This window comes from Sphingomonas sp. DC1600-2 (assembly GCF_049897605.1).
Taxonomy (GTDB): domain Bacteria; phylum Pseudomonadota; class Alphaproteobacteria; order Sphingomonadales; family Sphingomonadaceae; genus Sphingomonas.
The window spans coordinates 583,240-609,307 of the sequence record NZ_JAFCWO010000002.1; the positions used below are offsets into that span (position 1 = coordinate 583,240).

Genomic DNA, 26,068 nt, shown 5'->3' on the forward strand with positions numbered 1-26,068 from the left:
CCCCGCTTGCGCCAATCCCCCCAAACGCTACGCTCGCGCTTTACCCGCCCCCCGAGGACCTTCCAGTATGCGCATCTTCGCCCTTCTGCTTGCCGGCACCCTCCTGACCAGCGCTGCGCGAGCGGCCACTCCAGCGGCGGACGAAGCGCTCGATCTGGCGAAGAAGGCGATCGCGCTGCGTTCGGTCAAAGGCCCCGGCAATCAGACTCCGCAGGTCGCCGCTCTGTACAAGGCGGCGCTGGTCGCGGGCGGCTTTGCCGACAAGGACGTCGAGATCGTGCCGGTCGACGACACCGCCTATCTCATCGGCACCTGGCCAGGCAGCGACCCCAAGCTCAAGCCGCTGGTCATTTCCGGCCATATGGACGTGGTCGAGGCCAAGCCCGCCGATTGGCAGCGCGACCCGTTCACCGCCGTGGTCGAAAATGGCTATCTCTACGGGCGCGGTGCGACCGACATGAAGCTCGACGGCACGATCGCCATCGCCGCGCTGAATGACCTGCGCCGCACCGGCTACAAGCCCAAGCGCACGATCATCATCGAGTTTTCGGGCGACGAGGAAACCGCGATGAAGACCTCGGCGCTGATCGCCGAGCGGCTGAAGAACGCCGAACTCGTGCTCAACATCGATGGCGGCGGCGGCGTGCTCGATGAGACCACCGGCAAGCCCAAATATTGGACCTGGAACGGTGCCGAGAAAACCTATGCCGATTTCCGGCTGACCGTCACCAACCCCGGCGGCCATTCGTCCATGCCGCGCCCGGTCAATGCGATCGTCGAGCTGTCCAGGGCGCTCGAAAAGGTCGGTGCCTATCACTTCACGCCCGAACTGAGCCCGCTGACGCGCGAGGCGCTGGCCAAGGCCGCGCCGTTCGAGGAACCCGCGATCGGCGCCGCGCTAAAGGCCTTCGTCGCCGACCCGACCGACAAGACCGCGATCGCAACGCTAACCGCCAATCCGGCGACGGTCGGCAAGATCGGCACGACGTGCGTGCCGACGTTGGTCAGCGGCGGCCATGCCGAAAACGCGCTGCCGCAGCGCGCCACCGCCAACATCAACTGCCGCATCTTCCCCGGCCACAAACCCGCCGACATCATGGCCGAGCTGGGCCGCGTGATCGATGATCCGGGCGTCAAGCTGGAGGATGTCAGCGAAGGCTCGGTCCCCAACGATGCCTCGCCGATGCGCCCCGATTTCATCGCCGCGATCGACCGCGCAATGGGCAAGGTCTATCCGGGCGTGCCGGTGTTCCCGGCGATGGCGTCGGGGGCGAGCGACAGCATGTGGTTCCGCTATCACCATGTGCCAAGCTATGGCGCGAGCCCGACCTTCATCAAGCCGTCCGAGGATTTCAGCCACGGCCTGAACGAACGCACCCCGATTTCGACGATCGAACCGGGGATCCGGTATTACCGGCTGCTCTTCGCCGATCTGTCGAAATAGCTTTCCAGCTGCCGCTCGGCGAGGACACGCGCCTCGCCGGGGGTGAAATTGCCCGGCGACAGGCACAGTTCGAGCCATAGCCCATCGACCAACGCGGTGATCGCGATCGCCGCCAGCCGACGGTCGGCCGCAGGCAGCCCGCAGGCGGCGAGCAACGCTTCGAGATCGTCGCGATACGCTTGGTACAGCGCATCATGCCGCGCGGCGATGATTGGCTTGGCCGACAGGCTCCAGAACGCGATCCAGGTCGCGAACAGCGCGCGATCGGCGATCGGCGGCGCGAAACTGGCGGTGACATAGGCCGCCACCCGCGCGCGCGAATCATCGCCCGCCGCCGCGACCGCCGCCGCCAGCGCGACATGCACCTGCTGCCCGACCGCCGCATAGGTTTCGGCGACAAGGCCATCGATCCCGGCGAAATAATGCCCGACCAGCCCCGGCGACACTCCCGCCTCCAGCGCGATCGCGCGCACCGATGCGCCCGTAGCGCCGTCGCGCGCCAGCACGCGCGCGGTCGCCTCGATCAGCGACTGGCGGCGCGCATCGGGTTCGGCGCGGGAGAAAGCGGGTTTGCTCATGCGAAGGCCTTATTGCAGTCCGCCAATTCTTATTATACGATCGTACAACAAGCAACCGGAGCCACGCATGCCCCCCTCGGCCGATCACGATCCCGACGCCGACTGGAGCTTGCCCGGCTGGCTCTACACCGACCCCGAATATTATGCGGTCGAGATGGCGCGGGTGATCCGCCCGTCCTGGCAGATCGTCTGCCACCAGAACGATCTGGCCGAACCCGGCGCGTTCCACACGCTCGACTATCTGGGCGAGAGCATCATCGCGGTGCGCGGCGACGATCATGAGATCCGCGCCTTCGCCAATGTCTGCCGCCACCGCGCGATGCGGCTGGTCGAGGGGCCAAGCGGCTGCGCCAAGAAGCTCGTCTGCCCCTATCACGCCTGGACCTATGAAACCGACGGGCGGCTGACCGGCGTGCCGATGCGACGCGATTACCCCGCGCTCGACCTGGCCGAAAACGGCCTCGCGCGCGTCGATCTGGAGATCTGGCGCGGCTTCGTGTTCGTCCGGCTGGAGGGCGACGGCCCCTCGATCGCCGAGATGATGGCCCTGTATGACGCGCAGATCGCCCCCTATCGCTTCGAGGAGATGCAGACGCTCAGCCCAGTCCGGCTGCGCGACCGCGCGGTCAATTGGAAGAATGTCGGCGACAATTATTCGGACAATCTCCACATCCCGGTGGCGCATGACGGCCTCACCCGACTGTTCGGCAAGAGCTATGCGATCGAGGCCGAACCCTGGGTCGACAAGATGTCGGGTCGCCTCGTCGATCGCCCCTCCGACAACCCGTGGGAGCGCTTCTACCAGACGCATCTGCCACCAGTCCCACATCTGCCCGAGGCGAACCAGCGGCTGTGGCTCTATTTCAAGCTGTGGCCCAACATGGCGTTCGATCTCTATGCCGATCAGATCGATTTCATGCAGTGGCTGCCGACCTCGCCGACGACGTGCGTGCTGCGCGAAATGGCGTTCGCTTTGCCCGATGACCGGCGCGAGATGAAGCTGGTGCGCTACGCCAATTGGCGCATCAACCGCGTCGTCAATGCCGAGGACACCTGGCTGATCGAGCGTGTCCAGCAAGGCATGGCCTCGCACAGCTACACCGCCGGGCCAATCGGCGCGAGCGAGGTCTGCCTGCGCAGCTTCGCGCGGAAGATCCGCGAGCGGATTCCCGAAGCAAGGCTGCACCGCGCGCCGGCGGCGGGCTGGTCAAAATCCCCCTCCCGCTTGCGGGAGGGGCTAGGGGAGGGAAGGAATGCGGGCGCGGGGGGTGCAAATCCCCTCCCCCTCCCGCAAGCGGGAGGGGAGATTTTATGACGAAACGCTACGACGCGCTCATCATCGGCGGTGGCCATAACGGCCTGGTCTGCGCCTTCTACCTCGCCCGCGCGGGGCTGAAAGTGCGCGTGCTCGAACGCCGCCATGTCGTCGGCGGCGCGGCGGTGACCGAGGAATTCCACCCCGGTTTCCGCAATTCGACCGCAAGCTACACCGTCAGCCTGCTCCGCCCCAAGGTGATCGCCGACATGAAGCTGCACGATCGCGGCTTTCGCATCATCGAGCGGACGATCAGCAACTTCTTCCCCTTCCCCGATACCTATCTCACGCTCGGCGGCGGCACCGCCCGCACCCAACAGCAGTTCGCCCGCTTCAGCCAGAAGGATGCCGACGCTTATCCCGCGTATGACGCCGCGCTCGAAAAGGTAGCGCAGGTGCTGCGCGATCTGGCGCTGAAAACCCCGCCCAATGTCGGCGGCGGCCTCCGCGCGCTTCTCTCGGGCGCAACGCAAGGCTGGCCAATCGCAAAAATGGAGATCGAAGCGCAGCGCGACCTGCTCGACGTGTTCACCAAATCCGCGCGCGATTTCCTCGATGGCTGGTTCGAGGACGATCACGTCAAATCGGCCTTCGCCTTCGATGCCGTGGTCGGCAATTATGCCGGGGTATCGACGCCGGGCAGCGCCTATGTCCTGCTCCACCACGTCTTTGGCGAAGTGAACGGCAAATATGGCGCGTGGGGCCATTCGGTCGGCGGCATGGGCGCGATCACGCAGGCGATGGCGCGCGCGTGCGAGGATGCCGGGGTCGAGATCAGCCTCGAGGCCCCCGTCGCCAAGCTGTTGACCGAAGGCGGCAAGGTCGCGGGCGTGCGGCTCGAATCAGGCGAGGAAATCGCCGCCACCACCGTCGCCGCCAATGTCGGCCCGGCCCTGCTCTATCGCCAGATGGTCGATTCCGCCGACATGCCCGCCGATTTCAAGCGCCGGATCAATGGGTTCAAAACGGGCAGCGGCACCTTCCGCATGAACGTCGCTCTGTCCGAATTGCCTGACTTCACCGTCTTCCCCGGCAAGGACAAGGCCGAGCACCACACCGCCGGGATCATCATCGCGCCGGGCATGGATTATATGGACCAGGCGTTCATCGACGCGCAGCAGCATGGCTGGTCGAAAAAGCCGATCGTCGAGATGAAGCTGCCGACCACGGTCGATGACAGCCTCGCCCCGCCGGGGCAGCATATTGCCAGCCTGTTCTGCCAGCAATTCGACCCCAAGGTCGATTGGGACGCGCACCGCGAGGAGGTGGCCGATCTGATCATCGACACGGTGACCGAACATGCGCCCAATTTCAAAGCCTCGGTCATCGCACGGCAAATCCATTCCCCGCTCGATCTCGAACGTAAATTCGGGCTGATCGGCGGCGACATCTTCCACGGCACCATGGGGCTCGACCAATTATGGGCCGCGCGCCCGATGCTCGGCCACGGCGATTATCGCGGGCCGATCAAGGGGTTGTACATGTGCGGATCGGGCACGCATCCCGGCGGCGGCGTGACCGGCGCGCCAGGGCATAATGCGGCGCACGAGATTTTGCGGGATCGGAGCTTGGTGGGGCGGCTGTTCGGGTAGGGGGCCGCCGCCGCCGGTGGACCCCGGGCTTGTCCCGGGGTCCACCGGGGGTTTGCATTCTACGGCGTAAGAAAGTGCGGCACCGTGGACCCCGGGACAAGCCCGGGGTGACGGTTGCGGTCAGGTCAGGTCACCTCTCCCAAACCGCAGCCAATAGAGCGGCAGCGCCGTCAGCATCAGCGCAACGCTCGAGCCCGCCGCCTCCAGCCCAGCCCCCCACATCGCCCAGAGCGCAAACACCAGCCCCGCCACCGCCGCCACCGGCGCGATGCGCTTGACCAAGGCGGTCAGGCACGCCCCGATATACAGCCAGATCGCCGCCGCCGCCGTCAGCCGCAGCATGAAATCCAGCAACCCGCCGAGCGAGCGCGTCGCATTGGACAGCACCAGCACGCTCGCCAGGGTGGTCGCCAGCAACAGCATCGGGATCGGCACGTCGCGCGCGCTGGTGCGCCCGACCCAGCGCGGCAGCAACCCGGCGCGCGCCATCCCGAGCGGCACCTCGCCTTGCAGCAGCGTCCAGCCATTGAGCGCCCCAATCGCCGCAATCGCGGCAAAGGCAGCGGTGGCAAGCCCCGCCCGATGCCCCCAGAAGCGTTCGACGAACAGAGCGAACGGCGCTTGCGCGTTGGCGACCTCGGCGGTCGGCAGTGCGAAGATGATCCCGCTGCACACCGCAATGTACAGCAACCCGGTCAGCCCCAACCCGAACAGCGTCGCGCGCACGACATTGCGCGCCGGATCGCGCACGCGCTCGGCGGCGACGCTCGCCGCCTCGAACCCGACGATCGCGAAAAAGGCCAGGGTCAGCGCCGGGGTCAGGTTCGACCAGGCGAAGGGCGGGTGCGACTCGCCATGGAACGCGGCACCACCGCCCAGCGCAACGCCCGCGAGGATCAGCACGATCGCGGCGAGCGGCAGCAATTTGAGCAAGGTCGTCACCACCTGAAACGCCCCCGCCAGCCGCGCGCCGCCGAGATTGAGCAAGGTCAGCAACCACAGCAGCACCGTCGCCGACAGCGCCTGCGCCAATGATGTCGCGCCGAGCACGGGCACGAATTGCGCGAGATAGCGGATCGCGGTCAGCGCGATCACCGCATTGGCCGACCACACGCTGACCCAATAGCTCCAGCCGACCAGCACCCCCGGCAACGGCCCCAGCCCCGCACCGCAGATCGCCACCACGCCGGTCGCCTCGGGCATTGCCGCGGTCAGGCGCGCGAGCACCCAGGCGATCAGCAACGCGCCCCCTACCCCCGCAATCCACGCCGCGACGCTCGTCCAGCCATAGGGTGCCAGTTGCGCGGGCAGCACGAAGATGCCCGATCCGATCATCCCGCCCATCACCAGGGCGGTCGCGGTCCAAAAGCCAAAGGGGCGCGGTGCCGACTCCATGCATGTCTCCCGGGATCGGGCGGACCCCGGTCACGAATGCAGCACGCCCGGCGCGCCAACGCCATAGTTCCTTTTCGGCAACTCTGCGCTACCACCGTCCCATGACACAGACGGCAAGCACGACGGACATGGACTGGATGGCGGCGAGCGGTCGCTATCCCCCGCGCCTGATCGCGGCGGCGCTGGCGCTGCACGACAATCGGCTGGGCGAGGCCGAGCCCTTGCTCAAAGCGCATCTGAAGGACGATCCGTTCGATGTCGCGGCGATCCGTATGCTGGCCGAACTGGCCGGGCGGATCGGGCGCTACCGCGATGCCGAAACGCTGCTGCGTCGCGCGGTCGAGCTGTCCCCCGCCTTCACCGCCGCGCGCGCCAATCTGGCGCTGGTGCTGTACCGCCTCAACCGCCCTGCCGAGGCAATTGCGGAACTCGACGTCGTCGCGGCCGAAGACCCAGACAATCCCGGCCACGCCAATCTCCAGGCCGCCGCCTTCGGGCGGATCGGCCAGTTCGACGAAGCGATCGCCTTGTACGAACGCGTATTGGGCGACGCGCCGGAGCAACCGCGCGTGTGGATGAGCTATGGCCATATGCTCAAGACGGTCGGGCGGCAGGCCGATGGCATCGCCGCCTATCGCCGCGCGATCACGCTGCTGCCGACGCTGGGCGAAGCGTGGTGGAGCCTCGCCAATTTGAAGACGGTGACCTTCACCGAAGACGACATCGCTGCGATGCAGGCCGCGCTGGAGCAGCCCGGCATTTCCGACGAAGACCGCTTCCATCTCGATTTCGCGCTGGGCAAGGCGTTCGAGGATCGCCGCCACGCCGAACGCGCCTTCGCGCATTATGCGGCGGGCAACACGCTCCGTCGCAAGCACATCCGCTACAGCGCCGACGAGACCGAAGCCCTTGTCGACCGCAGCATTGCGCTGTTCACGAGGGGATTTTTCGCCGAACGCGCGGGCCAGGGCTTCGCCGCGCCCGACCCGATCTTCATCCTCGGGATGCCGCGCGCGGGATCGACGTTGATAGAGCAGATCCTCTCCAGCCACAGCCAGGTCGAGGGAACGAGCGAACTGCCCGATATCCCGGCGCTCGCCAGGCGGGATGCGGCCTATCCCGAGGGGCTGGCGACCTGGTCCGCCGAACGGCTTCGCGAAACCGGCGAAGAGTATCTCCAACGCACCCGTATCCAGCGCCGCACCGACCGACCGTTCTTCATCGACAAGCTCCCCAACAATTGGGCGCATGTCCCCTTCATCCACCTGATCTTGCCGAGCGCGCGGATCATCGATGCGCGGCGGCATCCGCTCGGCTGCTGCTTCTCCAACTTCAAACAGCATTTCGCGCGCGGCCAGGGCTTCAGCTACGCGCTCGATGATATGGGCCGCTATTATCGCGATTATGTGCGGCTGATGGAGCATGTCGACACCGTCCTGCCGGGCCGCGTCCACCGCGTGCTGTATGAGGATATGGTCGAGGATACCGAGGCAACCGTGCGCGCCTTGCTCGCCGCCTGCGGCCTGCCGTTCGAGCCCGCCTGCCTCGCCTTTCACGAAACCGCGCGCGCCGTACGCACCGCCAGTTCGGAGCAGGTCCGCCAACCGATCTTTCGCGAGGGCACCGAAGCGTGGAAGCCGTTCGAGCCGTGGCTTTCCCCGCTGCGACACGCGCTGGGCGACGTGCTCGACCGTTATCCTTCCGCCACCGTCACAACGTTGTAATTTCGCCACGCCCGCGTAAGATTGTTACACACCTGCGGCACCGTGCTTGACGGATGCTGCGGTCGCGAACACCTTGTTGAAACAATACAGGGGGAATCTGATGTCGTCGTTCGGGTATCGTGCCGCCATTCTCGCACTCTTGTCGTCGACCGCCTTCGGAGCCCCCGCGTTCGCGCAGAGCGCCCCGCCCGAACCGGCCCCGGCCACCGCACCGACCGATGGCGGCGACATTATCGTCACCGCAACCAAACGCTCCGAAACATTGCAGAATGTGCCGATCAGCGTCCAGGCGCTGACCACCAAGAAGCTCGACGAACTCAATATCTCGAACTTCTCGCAATATGCGCAGCAATTGCCTTCGGTGTCGTTCCAGGCGCTGGGCGGGACGCCCGGCACCAACGTCATCTATATGCGCGGCGTCGCCTCGGGCGGGGATGGCAACCATTCGGGTTCGCTCCCCTCGGTCGGCGTCTATCTCGATGAGCAGCCCGTCACCACGATCGGTGGCAATCTCGACGTCCACATCTACGACATTGCGCGAATCGAGAGCCTGTCCGGGCCGCAGGGGACGCTGTACGGCGCTTCGTCCGAAGCGGGCACGATCCGCATCATCACCAACCAGCCCGATCTCTCGCATTTCTACGGCCGCGCCGATATCGAAGGCAATAAGGTCAGCAAGGGCGGCTTTGGCGGCAAGGCCGAGGGGATGGTCAACATCCCGCTATCGCCCGCAATGGCGCTGCGCGTCGTCGGTTTCTACCAGCGCGATGCGGGCTATATCGACAATGTGCCGGGCACGCGGCGTTTCTGCAGCGGCACCACTTTCGATGCCAATGGCAATTGCGTGAAGGACGGCCTCACCGTCAACAACAGCGCCTTCGTCAAGAAAGACTATAACGACACCGAAATCGCGGGCGGTCGCGCGGCGTTGAAGGTCGATCTCGACAGCAATTGGACGGTCACCCCGACCGTCATGTACCAGGATACGCGCAGCCACGGTGCCTATGGCTATGATCCCAAGGTCGGCGACCTGCAGGTGCAGCATTTCTACCCCGAATATCGCCGCGACCGCTTCATCCAGGCCGGGCTGACAATCGCGGGCAAGATCGGCAATTGGGACGTGACCTATGCCGGGGCCTATCTCGACCGCAAGGATTTCTCGTCTAGCGACTATACCGATTACGCCGAGGCCTATGACAATCTCTATGCGTCGGTTGGCGGCATCGCGGGGTATTTCTACTTCAAGGACAATGCCGGCAAAACGATCGACCCGCGTCAACGCGTGATCGGCAGCGACCATTTCAAGAAAATGAGCCAGGAATTCCGCGTCGCCAGCCCGTCTAGCGAGCGGTTCCGCGTGGTCGCCGGTGCCTTTTACCAACGCCAGAGCAATGACATCCATCAGGATTATCAGGTGCCCGGTCTGGCCGACACGCTCTCGGTTAACGGCCACCCCGGCACCCTGTGGCTGACGCAACAGCATCGCGTCGACAAGGATTATGCGATGTTCGGCGAGGCCAGCTACGACATCACGCCGCGGCTGACCGCGACCGTCGGCGGGCGCGCCTTCATCTATGACAATTCGCTGATCGGCTTTTTCGGCTTCGGTCGCGATCCGGCCAATGGCTACAGCACCACGCCATACAATGCGGCGGGCAGTTCGCGCACCGGCGTCGCCGGGTGCTTCACCACCAACGGCACGCGCCTGCGCGATGCGGTGGCAGCGGGCGGATCGACCACGTTGCTTCCGGCTGCGGTGGCGGGTGGCCCCTGCACCAATCTTGGCGTCTATCGCGTCGGAGAAGGTGTCGTGCCCGTGCAGGCATCCGGGCAAGGCGTGACGTATCGCTTCAATTTGAGCTGGAAACCGGTTGAGGGCGTTCTGCTCTACGGCACCGCCTCGCGCGGGTTCCGCCCGGGCGGCATCAACCGCCGCGCCGACGTCGCAGCCTATGCCGCCGATTACCTGACCAACTATGAATTGGGGGCCAAAACGACGCTACTGGGCGGCGCATTGCGGTTGAACGGCGCAATCTACCAGCAGGATTGGGACAAGTTCCAATTCTCCTTCCTGGGGGCGAACAGCTTCACTGAAATCCACAACGGGCCCAATGCGCGCATTCGCGGCGCGGAGATCATCGCCAATCTCAATGTCGGTGCACTGTCGGTGAGCGCTTCGGGCTCCTATACCGATGCCAAGACGCGCAAGAATCTTTGCCTGATCGACGACCCGACCTTCACCTGCACCGGCGCGGGCAATCTCCTGTCGGCAAAGGCTGGAACCCGTCTGCCGATCACGCCCAAGTTCAAGGCGAGCGGATCGGCGCGCTACACGGTGCCGGTCGGAGCAGCCAAAGCTTATGGCCAGGCGGTCGTGTCGTACCAGGGCTCCGCCGCGTCCGACATTCGATCGGCGACCTTTGGACCGGGCGGCATCATCTTCAACCCGGCCGCACAGCTCGGGCCATTATCTGCCTTCACCACCGCCGATTTCGCGGCCGGTGTGCAGTTCCAGCGCTACAGCTTCGAACTCTTCGTCCAGAATGCCTTCGATACCCGCGGGCAGCTCTCACGCTTCCAGGAATGCGGCAGTTGCGGTCAGCGGCCCTATATCGTGCCCGTCACACCCCAGACGATCGGCGTACGACTGCATACGGACTTTTAGCGCGATACGAGTAGCGCCGCCTGGCACTTCGTCAGGCGGCGCAGGCCGATCCGTTACCCGCCGCGCCTTGCCTTTGACGAAACCACCACTCGAAATCCTGTTGTTCCAGCGGGCGCGCATAATGATAGCCCTGCGCCTCGTCGCATCCCAGTGCATCGAGAATTTCCGCGGTTCGGGGCGTTTCGACGCCCTCCGCGACGACGCGATGGCCAAGGCCATGCGACAATTGGATCATGGTCCGCACCAGGATGCCGGCCTGGTCCACCTCACGATCGAGCGATTGTACGAAGGACCGGTCGATCTTCACGACGCTGATCGGGAAACGTTGCAAATGGGCCAGGCTGCTATGGCCCGTACCGAAATCATCCAGCGCGATCCGGATACCGAGGTCCGCCAGCGCCCGCAGCCTGGCGAGTGCAACCACCGGATCGCACATCATCGCACTTTCGGTAACTTCCAACTCCAGAAATTCGGGCCGTACGCGGTGCTTCAACAGGTATAACTGCACCCGCTCGACGAAATCCGTCTCATCCAGGTTTGCCGCTGACACATTGATCGACAATTGCAGGTCAATCCCGCTCGCGTGCCACACGGCGAGTTGCTCCAGCGCTTTGTCCAAGACCCAGGTGGTCACCGGCCGCATCAGCGCGGTCTGCTCGACGATCGGGATAAACTCGTTCGGCGAGACGTCGCCCAGTTTCGGATGCGTCCAGCGTAGCAGCGCCTCCGCCCCACAGCATTGGCCCGATGCGAAATCGATTCGCGGTTGGTAGACAAGGCGCAACTCGCCCGGCAGATCGAAGGCGTCGCAAAAGTCCTTCAAAAGGCTGAAACGGCGCGCTTGTTTCCCGTCACTGGTCGATGAGTACAGGCTGATTTGCCCCCCGGCGAGGCGCGCGTCCTGCGCCGCGCTATAAGCCATCCGCAGCACGTCGCTGCCCGGAGTTTGCCCCGCGACAAAGGGCGCGACGCCGATCGTATTGGTTAACACGAACCGCTCGTGTGCCCCCCGTCTGCGGGCATCGTTCAATGCGATTTTCAGGCGCGCCACAAACGCCGCGTCTTCCATCTCCGGCAAGGCAAGAAAGGCGAACTGCGTCGCTGCGACATGATAGGCGATGCGGCCTGGACCGAGTCCCGCGCGTAAGCCCTCCGCTGCTGCCTGGACGATCTGGTCGATGAACGTCGGGCCCATGACGCTCATGCCTTGACTGAGCTGTTCGCTGGGTGCCAGATCCACCAAAGCCAGAAGGCGGCGCTCCCCCGGGGTATTGCGGCCCAAATCCTCCAGATCTTCCAGCAATTGGTTTCGGTTGAGCAGTCCCGAAACCGGATCGACACGACCGATCGCGTGCTGCAGCTCGATTTGCGACATCACCATGTCGGCAAGATCGGTCAAAGCCGCCATCTCTGCCTCGGAAACGGTGCGCGGCTCGTGACCAAGGACACACAGCGCGCCCAGCCCAAAACCGTTCCTCGTCGTAAGCGGAGCACCGGCGTAGAAGCGAATGCCGTCGCGTGCGAGGGGACAGTCGCTATAGGCAGGATCCGACAGCAGATCCGAGATGACCACAAATCCGGTGGATTCCGCGACCTGTGCGCAGGGCGCTTGCTCGCGCGGGATGAAAGTGTGCTCTACCCCGACGCGCGACTTGAACCATTGCCGGTCGCGATCGGTCAGCGACACTGCGGCGATCGGCAGCCCGAAAAGCATCGCTGCCATCCGCGTGATCCGATCGAAGCTGTCGCTCGGCGGCGTGTCGAGCAAATTGAGCTGCCGCAATGCGTCGAGGCGGGCTTGCTCGGGACACATTGACGAACTCTCCTTCGTAAGACGCAGCACTGCGCCACCTTACAATATAGGATTCGTTTTCAGGTGGATCGGGCTTGCGAGCCGAAATTGTCGCAAGATATAACGGCGATTGCACCCGATTGCCGTTTGCGCTATGCGCGCCAGCTTCCTGCACATAGCTGTCGGAATATGCGGGAGGGTGCCATGGCATCCGCTTGAACCGCTAAACTTGAACCGGGCGTCGTGGGTTCCCCTCGCCGCCCCTTACAGAGTGAGTACACATGGCAAAAAAGATTACAGGCTATATCAAGCTGCAGGTGCCGGCCGGCAAGGCCAACCCGTCGCCCCCGATCGGCCCGGCGCTGGGTCAGCGCGGCGTCAACATCATGGAATTCTGCAAGGCGTTCAACGCCTCGACCGGTGACCAGGAAGTCGGCACGCCGCTCCCCACCGTGATCACCGTCTATGCCGACCGTTCGTTCTCGTTCGAAACGAAGACGCCGCCGGCATCGTATCTGATCAAGAAGGCCGCCAACCTGAAGTCGGGCTCGAAGGAGCCGGGCAAGGTGTCCGCCGGAAAGATCAAGCGTTCGCAGCTCGCCGACATCGCGACCGCGAAGATGAAGGATCTCAACGCCAACGACCTCGAGTCGGCAACGCGCATCATCGAGGGTTCTGCCCGCGCGATGGGCCTCGAAGTGGTGGAGGGCTAAGATCATGGCATTTGTCAGCAAGAAGCAAAAAGCCGTCACCATCGACCGTCAGAAGCTGCACGGCGTGGACGAAGCCATCGCGCTCGCCAAGGCCGGCGCAACCTCTAAGTTCGACGAGACGATCGAAGTCGCGCTGAACCTCGGCGTCGATCCGCGCCATGCCGACCAGATGGTCCGCGGCGTCGTCACGCTGCCCAAGGGCACCGGCAAGACCGTGCGCGTCGGCGTGTTCGCCAAGGGTGCGAAGGCCGATGAAGCCCGCGCCGCTGGTGCGGACGTGGTCGGTGCGGAAGACCTGATGGAAATCATCCAGGGTGGCACGATCGATTTCGATCGCTGCATCGCGACCCCGGACATGATGGGCATCGTCGGTCGCCTCGGTAAGGTGCTGGGTCCGAAGGGCCTGATGCCGAACCCGAAGCTCGGCACGGTCACCATGAACGTCGCCGAAGCGGTCAAGGCAGCCAAGGGCGGCCAGATCGAATATCGCGTCGAAAAGGCCGGCATCATCCACTCGGGCATCGGCAAGGCGTCGTTCCCGGCGGAAGACCTGCGCGCCAACTTCGACGCGCTGGTCGACGCCGTGGTCAAGGCCAAGCCGTCGGGTGCCAAGGGCAAGTATGTCCGCAAGGTCGCGGTCAGCTCGACCATGGGCGTCGGCATCAAGGTCGACGTGGCCGAGGTTTCGGCGGCGTAAGCCTCCGCGATTTGCTACGGAATGAAGGGCCGGGGGAAACCCCGGCCCTTTTTTCATGCGCACCCCTCTACGCCGTCACCCCGGGCCTGTCCCGGGGTCCACCGTGCCGCACAATTCCGGACGATAGATCTGGCGAGCGGTAGACCCCGGGACGAGCCCGGGGTGACGATAAACACCAGCCATTTGCTATTCCCCGCAAATGCGCCTAGGCAGGTGCTTGCTACAGTCGCAAATCGACGGTCTCTGGTGCTTTGCGGCCCCATCTTCCTTCTTTCACTGCTGATCTAGGCACGGGTTGGCGCGACTCTCGCGTCACCCAATAAGAAGGACGACCATCATGACCATCGGCACCGTAAAATTCTTCAACGCAGACAAGGGCTATGGCTTCATCGCGCCGGAAGGCGGCGGCGAAGACGCGTTCGTGCACATCACGGCCGTTGAGCGCGCCGGCATGGGCACGCTCGATAAGGACCAGCGCGTTCAGTACGAGCTGGAGCAGGACAAGCGCGGCAAGATGAGCGCCGTGAACCTGCAGCAGGCCTAATCGCCCGCGCAAGCGAACGACCAAGGGCCCGGCGAGCAATCGCCGGGCCCTTTTTCTATGCGCTCACCGCAGCGCAGCCGCCACCGCCGACTCGCAGTCGAAATGGGCGGGCGGTGGAATAACGACGGCGGGTGGCGTCTTTTCGAGCCCGAGTGCCCGGCCGAGCGAGCGCCCGAACACCTTCAGCAAATTGCTGTTACTCGGTTTGTCGGCGGTGCCCAGGCCCGCCACGGTCACCGTCGGCTTGCTCAGCGTGCCGCCAATCTGGATCGGATCGGCGATCTTCAACAGCGCGCGGCTCTTGCTCGTCCCAGCCAGCGTAAGGGCGATCCGTTCGCCATCCATCACGATCCGGCCCGCCCCTCGCCCCACCGAACTACCGGTATCGATGCCCAGCGGACGCGGCACGAGCACGCCATCGGTCGCACGGAAATCCGCGACGAGGCAGCGCAGCGGCACCATCCGGCTCGGCGAACCGAGCGCATGCACCACCGCCCCGCTCAAATTCTGGCCGAGCACATCCGCGACCATGCGGCGCACCTCGCCCTGGGTCGCAACCATCGCCGCCTTGCCATTCGCCCGCGACAGCGCCTCGCGCACCGTATCCCCCTGCCCGCTCAACACGATGCGCCCCCGCACGCGCCCCGACACCATGTCGGGCTTGCCGATCAATGAATCGAGCGTCAGCCCGGCAAGGCGAAGGTCGACCGAGAGCTTGGGCCGTCCGCTGCGATGGTCCACCCGCAGTGTACCCGCCATGCGTCCGGTGGCGAGCGTCGCCACCACGTTACTGACGGTCAGGACGCGGTGATCGAGCGTCAGTCTGCCCGACAATGTCCGGAACACCGTGCCCTTGCCGGCCAGGATGCGATCGACGCGGAAGGCAATCGTGCCATCGGTCTTGCCGAGCTTGCTGAGGTTGATCCGCGTCGGTGGAATCACCCGCGGACCAATTGCTGCCGACCGCGCCGCCGAGTCGGCATGGCCGCGCGCATCCGCCAAATCATCGAAATCGAACTGCGACGCACGCAGCCTGGCATCGATCTTGGTGCGGCCATCGATCTTGTGGACCGTCGCCAGCCCGGCGAAGCGCGATCGCCCGACGCTGCCGCCGATCCGGTCGACATACCAGTCATGCCCGTCATGGCGGATCGCCCCGGTCAGGTTGATCGGCTGGGTGCCAAACAGCCCGGCCTCGATGATGTGATCGAGATTCTTGAGCGTGGGTGCCTGAGCGGTGATGGCCGCCGTAAAGTGGCGAGTATCGAGCACGCCCGCCATCTGGCCCTTGGCACTCATGTGCAACGCGGGCGAGACGAGCGTGGCGCTGAACGGATAGGGCGCAGCAGGGTCGATCCCGGTGATACGTCCGCCGGTCGCATCGAGCCGCACTGGCGTATCGAGGAACGTGCCCGTCGCGGAGAGGCGCAACCCGTTCCTCGCATCGACCGAAAGCGGTCCGGCGACCACCAATTGCCGCTTGGCATCGCGCAACACGAGTTGCGTGTTGGTGACCGTCAGGTCCGACAGAGTCGGGCGACCGCCCTGTCCATCGCCTTGCTTGCCTTCGCGCTTCCAGTTGGCGCGTCCGGTGGCGTCGCGCACCAGCGCGATGCGCCCGCCGTCGATGGTCACGCGGTCGGGCTGGAAATGGCCGAACAGCAACGCGAACACCGGCACACGCACGCTGGCCGACGACAAGCGAACGAAATCGCCCGGTCCCACCCAATCGGGCTGGGCGATATGGACGTCGCGCACCGAGATGACCGGCGTATAAGAAAAAATGCTGTCACGCGTCACCGCGCCCACCCGCACGGGGCTGCCCCAGGCCGATGAGATACGGCTTTCGACCAGGCCCCGCATCATTCCCACCGGAAAGGCACCGAGCGCCAACACCAGCAGGGTCACCACGCCAAAGATGGCGAGCACCGTTCCCAGCAGGATTTTGCGCCAGCGCGGTGCGCGAGGGGCGGGAGCGGCGGTTTCGGAAGCAATCACCCCACTACAACCCGACGCGTCCCCGATTGTTTCACCCCCGCAGCGAAATCCCGCGCGTTACTGCGCCCTCGGGATCGTCACCGCTCGAAACCGCTGGGTGCGGGCGAGATCGTCACCGTGGTGCCGCCGCGAATTTCCTGCACTTCCAATGCGCGTTCAGCGACATTGTCGCGACCGAACCGGAACGCGCCATCGATCCCGGCAAAGCCGCCGCGATCCTTCAAGCGATCTTCCGGGAAGGCCGCGCCCATCGGCCAGTCGCGCATGATGCGGATCGTCAGCAACACTGAATCATAGCCAAGGCTCGACAAGCGGAACGGTGCCGCGCCGAAGCGTGCGCGGTAGCGCGCGGCATATTGGCGATAGAGACCGTCCGATACGCTGGCGAACCACGCGCCTTCCAGCGCGGCCTTGCTCGCAATCGCACTTTCCGAATTCCACAATTCGGTGCCGAGCACGCGCGCGCCGCCCATGCCGTTCTTGCGCAGCACCGGCACCGCCGCCGAGGCCGCATTGCCGCCATCGGCGATGAGGATCGCCTGATAGGGTGCGCTCTTGCTCATGCGGACGATCGCGCTGGTGATCGATCCGGGGACACGATCATAGGTCTGCAAGGACGCAACTTGCCCCCCGGCGGATTCGACCGCTCGCAGGAAGGCGGTCGATGCCCGCTGCCCATAGGTGCCGTTGGGCACCAATCCGCCAAAGGTGGTGACGCCCTGTTCGCGCGCATAATCGACCACCCGGCCAATCGACTGGGCGGGCACATAGCCCATCAGATAGGCACCGTTTCCAGCGGCGGTCGCATCGTTGGAAAAGCTGACCACCGGCACGCCCGCGCGATGCGCAATCGGTGCCACTGCGCGCACGTCGTCCGCCAGCAACGGCCCGAGGATCAACTGATTGCCATCCGCCAGCGCCTTTTGCGCGGCCAGCGCGGCACCGGTGGCGGTGTCGTAGCTGGTGATGCGGATGCGCTCATTCTTCGAATCGAGCAGCGCCATCTGCGTGGCGTTAGCGAGACTCTGGCCGACCCCGGCATTGGGGCCGCTGAGCGGCACCAGCAGCGCGACGCGGTGGCGTTGGGTATCGGTCGGGATGCCCTGTTCGACGACGGGCTGCTGCGGCTGCACCGGGCGGGTGACCGGGGGGCGTTTTACCTGCGCGGGGCCACGCGGGACGACCGTCTGGCACCCGGCCAGCGCCACCGCCCCCGCAATCGCCGCCAACCGCAAAAGTCGTTTAAAGCCGATGGGCCGTTGCCCTGTCGTATCCCGCTCTGCCATGACCGCTCCTGATGACCCCTGATCTTTCGCCCGGCCTCTACATCGTTGCCACCCCCATCGGCAATCTCGGCGATCTTTCGCCGCGGGCCGCGCACATCCTGACGCATGCCGCCGTAATTGCCGTCGAAGACAGCCGCGTGACGGCCAAACTTCTGCATCATATCGGCGTGAAGCGGCAAATGGTTCCCTATCACGACCATAATGCCGAAGAAGTCCGCCCCGGCCTGATCGCCCGCATGGGGGTGGAAGCGGTCGCCTTGGTGTCCGACGCGGGCACGCCGCTCATCTCCGACCCCGGCTACAAGCTTGTGCGCGATGCGCGCGCGGCTGGGCATGCCGTGTGGACCATTCCCGGCCCCTGTGCGGCTGTGGCGGCGCTGACGCTCGCCGGGCTGCCGACCGACCGTTTCCTGTTCCTCGGCTTCCTGCCTTCCAAGGCGCAAGCGCGCGCCGCCGCCATCGCCGAAGTGGCCGCGATCCGCGCGACCCTGGTGCTCTACGAATCCGGCCCGCGCCTCGCCGCGCTGCTCGCCGCACTGGCCGAAGGTCTCGGCGACCGCGAGGCAGCGGTAACCCGCGAAATCACCAAGCATTTCGAGGAAGCGGTAACCGGCACGCTGTCGCAGCTCGCCGCGCGCTATGCCGACGCACCGCCCAAAGGCGAGATCGTCGTGGTCGTCGCCCCGCCCGGCGCCCCCGAAGCCGCCAGCGCCGACGATGCCGATGCAGCGCTCACCGAAGCACTGACGCGGCTGTCGACCGGCCAGGCGGCGAGCGAAGTCGCCAAGAAACTCGGGCTCGACCGCAAGGCGCTCTATGCAAGGGCGCTGGAGTTGAAGGCGTAAAACTCCCCTCCCGCTTGCGGGAGGGGCTGGGGGAGGGCATGTTTGGTGACGTGCCGCGCTTCGAAAGCCCCTCCCCTAACCCCTCCCGTAAACGGGAGGGGAATATAAAGCGCCGCCTCGCCGAAGCCTCCGGCCGCCGCGGCGAGCGCCTCGCCGGCTGGTGGCTCCGCCTCAAAGGCTGGCGCATCCTCGCCCGCCGCGTCCGTACCCCCGCAGGCGAAGTCGATCTGATCGCCAAGAAAGGTACCCTCGTCGCCTTTGTCGAGGTCAAGCTGCGCGCCACCGCCGCCGAGCTCGATTTCGCGATCGACGAGCGCCGCCTCGCCCGCGTCGCGGCGGCGGCCGAATATCTGATGCCAAGCTATGCCGATCCGGGCGACGACATTCGCGTCGATGTCATCCTGCTCGCGCCGGGCACGCGGCCCCGCCATATCGAGAATGCCTGGATCGGGTGACTTTGGCGGCGGACGCCCCTAGAGGTCGCTCGCATCCAAACCCGTCGCCAGCGATCGGGTATCGAGACGGAGAATCTCATGTCGCTCACCGTTGCCGTCCAGATGGACCCGATCGCCGCGATCAACATTGCCGGGGATTCGACCTTCGCGTTGATGCTCGCAGCCCAGCAGCGCGGGCACAAGCTGTTCCATTACAATGCCGAAGACCTGAATTATGCCGATGGCCGGGTGTGGACCAAGGCCGATCCGGTCACCGTGCAGCGCGTCGTCGGCAATCATTACAGCTTCGGCGATCCCATCAACCTCGATCTGGGCGAGGAAGCCGATGTCGTGCTGATGCGGCAGGACCCGCCCTTCGACCTCGGCTATATCACCGCGACGCATCTGCTGGAGCGCATCGCGCACAAAACGCTGGTGGTGAATGACCCGGCAAGCGTGCGCAACGCACCCGAAAAGGTGTTCGTGCTCGATTTCCCCCAATTCATGCCGCCGACGCTGGTCACGCGCAGCCTCGACGAAGCCCGCGCCTTTCTCGCGCAGCACGGCGAAATCGTCATCAAGCCGCTGCATGGCAATGGCGGCAAGGCGATCTTCAAGGTCGGGCAGGATGGCGCGAACCTGTCGGCGCTGATCGAGGTGTTCAACACCATGTGGCGGGAACCGCACATGATCCAGGCGTTCCTCCCCGCCGTTGCCAAGGGCGACAAGCGCATCGTGCTGGTCGATGGCGAGGTCGCGGGCGCAATCAACCGCCTGCCCGGCGAAGGCGAAATCCGCTCCAACCTCGCGGTCGGCGGATCGGCGGTGAAGACCGAACTGACCGAGAAAGAGCGCGAAATCTGCGCGGTACTCGGGCCGGAACTCAAGCGGCGCGGGCTGCTGTTCGTCGGCATCGATGTGATCGGCGGCGAATGGCTGACCGAGATCAACGTCACCTCCCCCACCGGCATCGTCGCGATCGAACGCTTCGACGGCACCGATGTCGCCGCCCTGATCTGGGATGCGATCGAGCGGAAAGTTGCGGCATAGCCATCGTCACCCCGGGCTTGTCCCGGGGTCCACTATGGTATCTGCCATCGGCCGGAAGCGCGCGGCACGGTGGATGCCGGGACGAGCCCGGCATGACGGAGTGATGCGTGACCGAATTCATCATCAACCTCACGGCGTGGGGCGGCTATTTCGGCATTTTCCTGCTGATGGTGCTGGAGAACGTGTTCCCGCCCATCCCGTCCGAAGTGATCATGGGGCTGGGCGGTATCGCGGTCGCACGCGGGCAAATGGAGATGGTTCCGCTGATCGTCGCGGGCACGGCGGGGACGGTGGTCGGCAATTATTTCTGGTACTGGATCGGCTGGCACCTCGGCTATCAGCGGCTGCGCCCGTTCGTCGATCGCTATGGCCGCTGGCTCACGCTCGATTGGGAGCACGTCCTGCAGCTCGAACGCTTTTTTCAGCGTCACGGACAATGGGTGGTGTTCGTGTTCCGCTTCATGCCCGCCTTTCGCACAATGGTGTCGCTGCCCGCGGGCATGACGCGGATGCCGCGCGCACGCTTCCTGGCCTGGACGGCGGGCGGCGCGGCGATCTGGGACACCTTTCTGGCGAGTGCAGGCTATTATCTCGGCACCAACTTCCGCGAGCTGGATGCGTTCATCGGCCCCGCGACGATGGCGACGATCGGGGCGGTCGGCGTGTTTTACGTCTGGCGTCTGCTGCGCTGGCAGCCGCGCTGCTAGGCACGCGGATGCGCGTTGCGGTACACATCGAGCAAATGCGCCGCGTCGACCTGGGTATAGATTTGCGTGGAACTGAGGCTGGCATGGCCGAGCAATTCCTGAAGTGCCCGCAAATCCGCGCCGCGCCCCAGCAAATGCGTGGCGAAGCTGTGGCGCAGCGCGTGCGGCGTGGTGCGGTCGGGCAATCCCAACCGCACCCGCGCGCGCTGAACCGCGCGGCGCACCAGACGCGGCGATAACGGCCCGCCCTTTGCGCCCCGAAACAGCGGCGCATCGCGCGCGGTGCCATAGGGGCTGAGCGCGACATAGGATTCGATCGCGGCGCGCACTTGCGGCAGCAGCGGCACGATCCGCGTCTTGTCGCGCTTGCCCGTCACGCTCAGCGTCGCGCCCAGCGGCAGAATTGCCCCCGTCAGCCCCAGCGCCTCGGCCACGCGCAGCCCCGCGCCATACAGCAGCAACAGCACTGCCAGATCGCGCGCACCGATCCACGGTTCGGCGGCGTCCTCCGCGACATCCTCGGCCAAAGCGACCGCCTCGTCGGGCGAAACCGGGCGCGGCACCCCCTTTTTCACGCGCGGCCCCTTCAGGCGCGGCGTCGTCCCCTCGCCCACCGCAAACGCCAGGAACCCGCGCACCGCCGACAATTCGCGCGCCGCCGAGGCATTGCCGATGCCGCCTTCGCCCCGGCGCGCGGCAAGAAAGGCGCGCAGATCGGCCGCGCTCACCTTGGCCAGCATGTCGCGCTCCACCGCCGCGCCCCAATGCGCCTGCAGAAACGTGCACAGCCGCACCGCCGTCGCCTCATACGCGCGCACGGTATGCACCGAGCGCCGCCGGTCGCGCGCGAGATGGGCGGCATAAAGGCCGGGGAGTTCGCTCATCGCTGCGGTGTAGCGCATCGAATGGGGCAGGTAAGCCCCTCGCCTTCTGCCAAGCGGCGCATGGCCCCCCTTTGCCGCACGCCCGCAACCCGCCATATGCTCCCCATGTCCCGCGCCCGCGTCCTCGTCATGAATTCCGCGCTCGGCCCGCTCGATTACCGCGTGCCGCACGGAATGCAGGTCGAGCCCGGCTCGATCGTGATCGCACCGCTCGGCCCGCGCCAGTTGGTCGGCGTGGTGTGGGAGCCGGAGCGGATGCCGTCCGATGCCGAGGTCGGCGACAATCGCTTGCGCAACCTCATCGGCGTGTTCCCCGCCGCGCCGCTAACCGCGCCTTTGCGTAGGCTGATCGAATGGACCGCCGATTATTATCTCGCGCCCCCCGCCGCCGTGGCGCGGATGGCGCTCGCCTCCAGTTCGGCGCTGGAGGGGGCGAAGACCGTCACCGAATATCGCGCGACCGGGCTGGTGCCCGACCGCGTGACGCCGCAGCGCGAGCAGGCGCTCGAACAGATCGGCACCCATCAGGGCCTGATCCGCGAACTGGCGGCGATCGGCAATGTCTCCGACGCGGTCATTCGCGGTTTGGCCAAGGTCGGCGCGCTGGAAGCGGTCGAGGTCGATATCGACAGCCCGTTCGCGCTGCCCGATCCCGATTTCGCAGCGCCCGCTTTGTCACCCGACCAGCGCGCCGCCGCCGCCACGTTGGTGGCGGGCGTCACCGCGCGCGCCTTCGCGCCGACGCTGCTCGATGGCGTCACCGGCTCGGGCAAGACCGAGGTCTATTTCGAGGCGGTCGCCGCCGCGATCCGCGAGGGGCGGCAGACGCTCGTGCTGCTCCCCGAAATCGCGCTGACCGAACCCTTCCTGACGCGCTTCGCCGCGCGCTTCGGGGTGAAGCCCGTCGCTTGGCACTCAGGATTGCGCAAATCGCAACGCCGCCGCGCGTGGCGCGCCATCTCCAGCGGGCAAGCGCTGGTCACCGTCGGCGCGCGCTCCTCGCTGTTCCTCCCATACGCCAACCTCGGCCTGATCGTGATCGACGAAGCGCATGAGACGAGCTTCAAGCAGGAAGAGGGCGTGCATTATCACGCCCGCGACGTGGCGGTAATGCGCGCCAAGTTCGAACAGATTCCGGTAATCCTGGCGTCCGCCACCCCCGCGATCGAAACCCGCCAGCAAGTGGCGCTCGGCCGCTATGCCGAGGTGAAATTGCCCGGCCGCTGGGGTGCCGCCGAAATGCCTGCGATCGAAGCGATCGACCTGATCGCCGAGCCGCCGGAACGCGGCCACTGGATCGCCCCCCGTCTGGTGGTGGCGATGCGTGAAACGTTGGCGCGGCACGAACAATCTTTGCTGTTCCTCAACCGGCGCGGCTATGCCCCGCTGACCTTGTGCCGCACCTGCGGTCACCGCTTCCAATGCCCCAATTGCACCGCCTGGATGGTCGAGCATCGTCTGGTCCACCGCCTCGCCTGCCACCATTGCGGCCATGTCGAGCCCGTTCCCAAGGTCTGCCCAGAGTGCCAGAGCGAGGACAGCCTGGTCCCCGTCGGCCCCGGCGTCGAACGCATCGCCGATGAAGTAAAGGCGCTCTTCCCCGACGCGCGTACCGCCGTCATCACCTCCGACACGATCTGGTCGCCCGCCAAGGCCGCCGAATTCGTCGCGCGGATGGAGGCGCATGACATCGACATTATCGTTGGTACACAATTGGTTACCAAGGGTTATCACTTCCCCAATCTGACGCTGGTCGGCGTGATCGACGCCGATCTCGGCCTCGACGGAGGCGATCTGCGCGCGAGCGAACGCACCTTCCAGCAAATCTGCCAGGTCGCCGGGCGCGCCGGGCGCGGTGCCAAGCCCGGCCATGTCTATATCCAGACGCACAGCCCCAAAGCGAGCGTGATGCAGGCGCTCGTCTCGGGCGATGCCGAGGCCTTTTACGCCGCCGAGACCGAGCATCGCCGCGAGGCAGGCGCGCCCCCCTTCGGCCGCTTCGCCGGGATCATCGTGTCGAGCGAAGACCAGAAGGCCGCGCTCGAAACCGCGCGGCTGATTGGCCGCAGCGCGCCGCATCATGAGGCGATGGAAGTCTACGGCCCCGCACCCGCCCCGCTGGCGATGCTGCGCGGGCGACACCGCTTCCGCTTGCTCGTCCATGCCAAGCGCGCGCTCGACGTGCAGGACATCATCCGCGACTGGCTCGGCGGACTCGACTGGCCGAGCAAGGTGCGCGTCGTCGTCGATGTTGACCCGTACAGCTTTGTATGAGGCCCCCCGTCCCTTCTGACCCGTAACGTCGCTATCGTCCTCGATTCGACGGATTTTAACCCAATGGACTGCAACGTGGCTTGACTTGCCACGCCGCGCATCTATGCCACGACGCACTGCCAGCTTTCCGTTTACGTAAATGTTACCGAGGCGGAATGACACCCAGGCCACCCTGGGCACGCAGTTCACGACCGTAAGAATACGGCGCTGGATAATAATTTCCGCCTGGTCGCGGGTGTTGGAGAGTGAAATATGTCGCTATTGATTCTTGGTGCGCTGTTAGCTGGTGCCCCCGTCGCCGCCGATACCGCCCTTGGACGGTGGAAGACCGAAACCCACAACGCCATCGTCGAGATCACACGCTGCGGCGAATCGATCTGCGGCAAGATCCTCACCTCGGATATGATCCGCAGCAATCCCGCCTTGAAAGACGCGAAGAACGCCAACGAAAAGCTGCGTTCCCGCCCGCTCCAGGGCCTGTTGATGTTGAGCGGCTTCAAGTCCGAAGCAGGCGGCGTGTGGAGCGATGGCCAAGTCTATAATGCCGAAGACGGCAAGACCTATAGCGGCAAGATCACCCCTGTCGGCACGGACCAGTTGAAGCTGCGGGGCTGCGTCTTCTTCCCGCTGTGCAAAACCCAAACCTGGACCCGCGTGCGCTAACGCCACGCCCGTTCTCTACCCCCAACGATACTCAGGAATTTTCAATGTCGTTTCGTATCAAAGCTCCGCTGCTGGGCGCGACCGCGCTCGTCTCCGCTTTCGGCTTCCAGGGCATCGCCCATGCCGATGCCTTTTACCTGGAGGCGCAGTCCGCCATTGGCGCGGGTCGCGCCTTTTCGGGTGAAGCGGCCGATCGTGGCCCGGCCTCCTTGTGGTGGAACCCGGCGGCGATCGCCGGCATCACCGATCCCAGCGCGGCAATCAGCGCCACCGCGATCCTGCCCAAGGGCGACGTGATCGACAATGGCACGCTCATCCGCCGTCCGGGCCAGTCGTTCGTGCCGGTCGGCGGCAACGGGGTGTCGCGTGATCCGATCAGCAACGGCGTGCTGCCGAGCGGCGCGTTCGCCTATCCGATCACCGATCGCATCGCGGTCGGCGTCGCGGTAACCTCGCCGTTCAGCTTCACCACCGATTACGATGCGAACAGCTGGGCACGCTATAGCGCCGACAAGACCCGCCTGCGCACGATCGACATCCAGCCTTCGATCGGCGTGAAGGTGACCGATTGGCTAAACGTGGGCGGCGCGCTCAACGTTGAATATACCGATGCTTATCTCAGCAACGCGTTGCCCAACGTGCTCGCGTCGCTGCCCGATGGCAGCCAGACGCTGAAGGGTCATGGCTGGGATTTCGGCTGGACCGCAGGCGTGCAGTTGCACAACGACGTCGTCACCGTCGGCATCAGCTACAAATCGAGCATCAAGCATACGTTGACGGGAAATCTCAACGTGTCGGGGTTGGTCGGTCCGCTCGCCGGGTCCAACACGTCGCTGTCGGGCGTGCAGGCGCAGTTCAACACGCCGGGGCAGGTGATCGTCGCCGGCCGCTTCCGCGCCACCAACGCACTGACGCTCAATGCTCAGACAGTCGCCTATAACTGGAGCAAGTTCGACGCGATCCGGCTCGGTGCACCGCTCAATGTCGCGCTGCCCGAGAACTATCGCGACAGCTTCAGCGTGGCGGGCGGCTTTGATTATGCCGTCAGCCCCAAAGCGACGCTGCGCGCCGGGCTTCAGCGCACGATCACGCCGACGCAGGACGGCCTGCGCGATGCCCGCGTGCCCGATTCGGACCGTTGGACCTATGCGGCGGGCGGCAGCTATCAGTTGAACCGGCACATGACGATCGATGCCGGTGCGAATTACGTGAAGTTCGACGACGCCACGATCGACCGCGTGACCGCAGCCTATGCCGGCACCGCCGCGCAGACGCCGATCCTTACCAACGGCCTGCTGCGCAATGCCCATGCGATCGTCCTGTCGCTTGGTGGCCGCGTAACCTTCTGACGCACCCCTCCCCCTCCGCCAGCATTGCCTGGCGGAGGGGGGATCGGAGGACCGCCTTCGCCCGAAAGGACGACGCGGATTGCGGTCATCCGGTCACTTTCCTCTGTCTTATCGCGGCC

At 65.4% G+C, this 26,068-nt stretch carries 21 protein-coding genes; 15 read left to right on the forward strand and 6 right to left on the reverse strand.

The window, feature by feature from the left end; genetic code table 11:
- Positions 1 to 67: 67 nt before the first annotated feature.
- Positions 68 to 1,444, forward strand: a complete 1,377-nt coding sequence (locus tag ACP7BL_RS06340; protein WP_426257880.1) for a M20/M25/M40 family metallo-hydrolase — start codon at positions 68 to 70, stop codon at positions 1,442 to 1,444.
- Here the strand turns inward: ACP7BL_RS06340 and ACP7BL_RS06345 are convergent.
- The gene (locus tag ACP7BL_RS06345; RefSeq protein ID WP_426257881.1) at positions 1,411 to 2,022 is read right to left on the reverse strand and encodes a TetR family transcriptional regulator C-terminal domain-containing protein; all 612 of its coding nucleotides are present in this window, start codon (positions 2,020 to 2,022) and stop codon (positions 1,411 to 1,413) included. The two genes, ACP7BL_RS06340 and ACP7BL_RS06345, sit on opposite strands and share 34 nt — an antisense overlap.
- A gap of 67 nt (positions 2,023 to 2,089) precedes the next feature.
- On the opposite strand from ACP7BL_RS06345, the gene ACP7BL_RS06350 reads away from it, so the two are divergent.
- On the forward strand, positions 2,090 to 3,337 hold the full coding sequence (locus ACP7BL_RS06350) for an aromatic ring-hydroxylating oxygenase subunit alpha (RefSeq protein ID WP_426257882.1): 1,248 nt from the start codon (positions 2,090 to 2,092) through the stop codon (positions 3,335 to 3,337).
- Complete coding sequence (locus tag ACP7BL_RS06355; RefSeq protein WP_426257883.1) at positions 3,334 to 4,929, forward strand: phytoene desaturase family protein; 1,596 nt, start codon at positions 3,334 to 3,336, stop codon at positions 4,927 to 4,929. The genes ACP7BL_RS06350 and ACP7BL_RS06355 overlap by 4 nt, the downstream gene beginning before the upstream one ends.
- Before the next feature lie 120 nt (positions 4,930 to 5,049).
- Here the strand turns inward: ACP7BL_RS06355 and ACP7BL_RS06360 are convergent, their stop codons facing one another.
- Positions 5,050 to 6,324, reverse strand: a complete 1,275-nt coding sequence (locus ACP7BL_RS06360) for an APC family permease (protein ID WP_426257884.1) — start codon at positions 6,322 to 6,324, stop codon at positions 5,050 to 5,052.
- 128 nt (positions 6,325 to 6,452) lie between these two features.
- On the opposite strand from ACP7BL_RS06360, the gene ACP7BL_RS06365 reads away from it, so the two are divergent.
- Positions 6,453 to 8,048: a sulfotransferase gene (locus ACP7BL_RS06365; RefSeq protein WP_426257945.1), complete on the forward strand. Its 1,596-nt coding sequence runs from the start codon at positions 6,453 to 6,455 to the stop codon at positions 8,046 to 8,048.
- A gap of 100 nt (positions 8,049 to 8,148) precedes the next feature.
- Positions 8,149 to 10,713, forward strand: coding sequence for a TonB-dependent receptor (locus tag ACP7BL_RS06370; protein ID WP_426257885.1), 2,565 nt, complete (start codon positions 8,149 to 8,151; stop codon positions 10,711 to 10,713).
- Between the two features lie 31 nt (positions 10,714 to 10,744).
- Here ACP7BL_RS06370 and ACP7BL_RS06375 read toward each other — a convergent pair whose 3' ends face one another.
- Complete coding sequence (locus ACP7BL_RS06375) at positions 10,745 to 12,526, reverse strand: sensor domain-containing phosphodiesterase (RefSeq protein WP_137902804.1); 1,782 nt, start codon at positions 12,524 to 12,526, stop codon at positions 10,745 to 10,747.
- 260 nt (positions 12,527 to 12,786) lie between these two features.
- On the opposite strand from ACP7BL_RS06375, the gene rplK reads away from it, so the two are divergent.
- The 3 genes from rplK to ACP7BL_RS06390 all read left to right on the forward strand — a co-directional run bounded on the left by rplK (position 12,787) and on the right by ACP7BL_RS06390 (position 14,459).
- Positions 12,787 to 13,218: a 50S ribosomal protein L11 gene (rplK, locus tag ACP7BL_RS06380; protein WP_033966441.1), complete on the forward strand. Its 432-nt coding sequence runs from the start codon at positions 12,787 to 12,789 to the stop codon at positions 13,216 to 13,218.
- A gap of 4 nt (positions 13,219 to 13,222) precedes the next feature.
- Positions 13,223 to 13,915, forward strand: coding sequence for a 50S ribosomal protein L1 (rplA, locus tag ACP7BL_RS06385; RefSeq protein ID WP_010404067.1), 693 nt, complete (start codon positions 13,223 to 13,225; stop codon positions 13,913 to 13,915).
- Positions 13,916 to 14,252: 337 nt separating this feature from the next.
- Complete coding sequence (locus ACP7BL_RS06390; protein WP_010404074.1) at positions 14,253 to 14,459, forward strand: cold-shock protein; 207 nt, start codon at positions 14,253 to 14,255, stop codon at positions 14,457 to 14,459.
- Positions 14,460 to 14,522: 63 nt separating this feature from the next.
- Here ACP7BL_RS06390 and ACP7BL_RS06395 read toward each other — a convergent pair whose 3' ends face one another.
- Both ACP7BL_RS06395 and ACP7BL_RS06400 read right to left on the reverse strand, forming a co-directional pair.
- Positions 14,523 to 16,457, reverse strand: coding sequence for an AsmA family protein (locus ACP7BL_RS06395; protein ID WP_426257886.1), 1,935 nt, complete (start codon positions 16,455 to 16,457; stop codon positions 14,523 to 14,525).
- A gap of 77 nt (positions 16,458 to 16,534) precedes the next feature.
- Entirely contained in the window at positions 16,535 to 17,743 is a 1,209-nt protein-coding gene (locus ACP7BL_RS06400; RefSeq protein WP_426257887.1) for a penicillin-binding protein activator, read from the reverse strand.
- An 11-nt stretch (positions 17,744 to 17,754) separates the two neighbouring features.
- On the opposite strand from ACP7BL_RS06400, the gene rsmI reads away from it, so the two are divergent.
- From rsmI to ACP7BL_RS06420, 4 genes are all read left to right on the forward strand, one after another.
- Positions 17,755 to 18,588 (forward strand): 16S rRNA (cytidine(1402)-2'-O)-methyltransferase, encoded by an 834-nt coding sequence (gene rsmI / locus ACP7BL_RS06405; RefSeq protein ID WP_426257888.1) that lies wholly within the window; start codon positions 17,755 to 17,757, stop codon positions 18,586 to 18,588.
- A gap of 104 nt (positions 18,589 to 18,692) precedes the next feature.
- Positions 18,693 to 19,043 (forward strand): YraN family protein, encoded by a 351-nt coding sequence (locus tag ACP7BL_RS06410; protein WP_126849110.1) that lies wholly within the window; start codon positions 18,693 to 18,695, stop codon positions 19,041 to 19,043.
- Positions 19,044 to 19,121: 78 nt separating this feature from the next.
- Positions 19,122 to 20,072, forward strand: a complete 951-nt coding sequence (gene gshB, locus ACP7BL_RS06415) for a glutathione synthase (protein ID WP_126849091.1) — start codon at positions 19,122 to 19,124, stop codon at positions 20,070 to 20,072.
- A 107-nt stretch (positions 20,073 to 20,179) separates the two neighbouring features.
- The gene (locus ACP7BL_RS06420; RefSeq protein ID WP_033966363.1) at positions 20,180 to 20,779 is read left to right on the forward strand and encodes a DedA family protein; all 600 of its coding nucleotides are present in this window, start codon (positions 20,180 to 20,182) and stop codon (positions 20,777 to 20,779) included.
- On the opposite strand, the gene ACP7BL_RS06425 is transcribed toward ACP7BL_RS06420, so the two are convergent.
- Positions 20,776 to 21,663 carry a tyrosine recombinase XerC gene (locus tag ACP7BL_RS06425; RefSeq protein WP_426257889.1) on the reverse strand — a complete coding sequence of 296 codons (888 nt, stop codon included), beginning with the start codon at positions 21,661 to 21,663 and terminating at the stop codon, positions 20,776 to 20,778. The two genes, ACP7BL_RS06420 and ACP7BL_RS06425, sit on opposite strands and share 4 nt — an antisense overlap.
- A gap of 105 nt (positions 21,664 to 21,768) precedes the next feature.
- Between ACP7BL_RS06425 and ACP7BL_RS06430 the strand changes: the two genes are divergently transcribed.
- The 3 genes from ACP7BL_RS06430 (at position 21,769) to ACP7BL_RS06440 (ending at position 25,949) form a co-directional block, all read left to right on the forward strand.
- Entirely contained in the window at positions 21,769 to 23,937 is a 2,169-nt protein-coding gene (locus ACP7BL_RS06430) for a primosomal protein N' (RefSeq protein WP_426257890.1), read from the forward strand.
- Between the two features lie 252 nt (positions 23,938 to 24,189).
- Positions 24,190 to 24,600 (forward strand): DUF2147 domain-containing protein, encoded by a 411-nt coding sequence (locus ACP7BL_RS06435; protein ID WP_033966360.1) that lies wholly within the window; start codon positions 24,190 to 24,192, stop codon positions 24,598 to 24,600.
- Between the two features lie 44 nt (positions 24,601 to 24,644).
- Positions 24,645 to 25,949: an OmpP1/FadL family transporter gene (locus ACP7BL_RS06440; RefSeq protein WP_033966359.1), complete on the forward strand. Its 1,305-nt coding sequence runs from the start codon at positions 24,645 to 24,647 to the stop codon at positions 25,947 to 25,949.
- Positions 25,950 to 26,068 lie beyond the last annotated feature (119 nt).

Excerpts from the sequence above, each read along its gene's own strand:
- rplA (WP_010404067.1), top strand. The coding sequence starts at position 13,223 with ATGGCATTTGTCAGCAAGAAGCAAAAAGCCGTCACCATCGACCGTCAG.
- ACP7BL_RS06365 (WP_426257945.1), top strand. The coding sequence starts at position 6,453 with ATGGACTGGATGGCGGCGAGCGGTCGCTATCCCCCGCGCCTGATCGCG.
- ACP7BL_RS06430 (WP_426257890.1), top strand. The coding sequence starts at position 21,769 with ATGTCCCGCGCCCGCGTCCTCGTCATGAATTCCGCGCTCGGCCCGCTC.
- ACP7BL_RS06425 (WP_426257889.1), bottom strand. The coding sequence starts at position 21,663 with ATGAGCGAACTCCCCGGCCTTTATGCCGCCCATCTCGCGCGCGACCGG.
- ACP7BL_RS06345 (WP_426257881.1), bottom strand. The coding sequence starts at position 2,022 with ATGAGCAAACCCGCTTTCTCCCGCGCCGAACCCGATGCGCGCCGCCAG.
- rsmI (WP_426257888.1), top strand. The coding sequence starts at position 17,755 with ATGACCCCTGATCTTTCGCCCGGCCTCTACATCGTTGCCACCCCCATC.
- ACP7BL_RS06340 (WP_426257880.1), top strand. The coding sequence starts at position 68 with ATGCGCATCTTCGCCCTTCTGCTTGCCGGCACCCTCCTGACCAGCGCT.
- ACP7BL_RS06440 (WP_033966359.1), top strand. The coding sequence starts at position 24,645 with ATGTCGTTTCGTATCAAAGCTCCGCTGCTGGGCGCGACCGCGCTCGTC.
- ACP7BL_RS06400 (WP_426257887.1), bottom strand. The coding sequence starts at position 17,743 with ATGGCAGAGCGGGATACGACAGGGCAACGGCCCATCGGCTTTAAACGA.
- ACP7BL_RS06375 (WP_137902804.1), bottom strand. The coding sequence starts at position 12,526 with ATGTGTCCCGAGCAAGCCCGCCTCGACGCATTGCGGCAGCTCAATTTG.
- ACP7BL_RS06435 (WP_033966360.1), top strand. The coding sequence starts at position 24,190 with ATGTCGCTATTGATTCTTGGTGCGCTGTTAGCTGGTGCCCCCGTCGCC.
- ACP7BL_RS06350 (WP_426257882.1), top strand. The coding sequence starts at position 2,090 with ATGCCCCCCTCGGCCGATCACGATCCCGACGCCGACTGGAGCTTGCCC.
- ACP7BL_RS06355 (WP_426257883.1), top strand. The coding sequence starts at position 3,334 with ATGACGAAACGCTACGACGCGCTCATCATCGGCGGTGGCCATAACGGC.
- ACP7BL_RS06360 (WP_426257884.1), bottom strand. The coding sequence starts at position 6,324 with ATGGAGTCGGCACCGCGCCCCTTTGGCTTTTGGACCGCGACCGCCCTG.
- ACP7BL_RS06390 (WP_010404074.1), top strand. The coding sequence starts at position 14,253 with ATGACCATCGGCACCGTAAAATTCTTCAACGCAGACAAGGGCTATGGC.
- rplK (WP_033966441.1), top strand. The coding sequence starts at position 12,787 with ATGGCAAAAAAGATTACAGGCTATATCAAGCTGCAGGTGCCGGCCGGC.
- ACP7BL_RS06370 (WP_426257885.1), top strand. The coding sequence starts at position 8,149 with ATGTCGTCGTTCGGGTATCGTGCCGCCATTCTCGCACTCTTGTCGTCG.
- gshB (WP_126849091.1), top strand. The coding sequence starts at position 19,122 with ATGTCGCTCACCGTTGCCGTCCAGATGGACCCGATCGCCGCGATCAAC.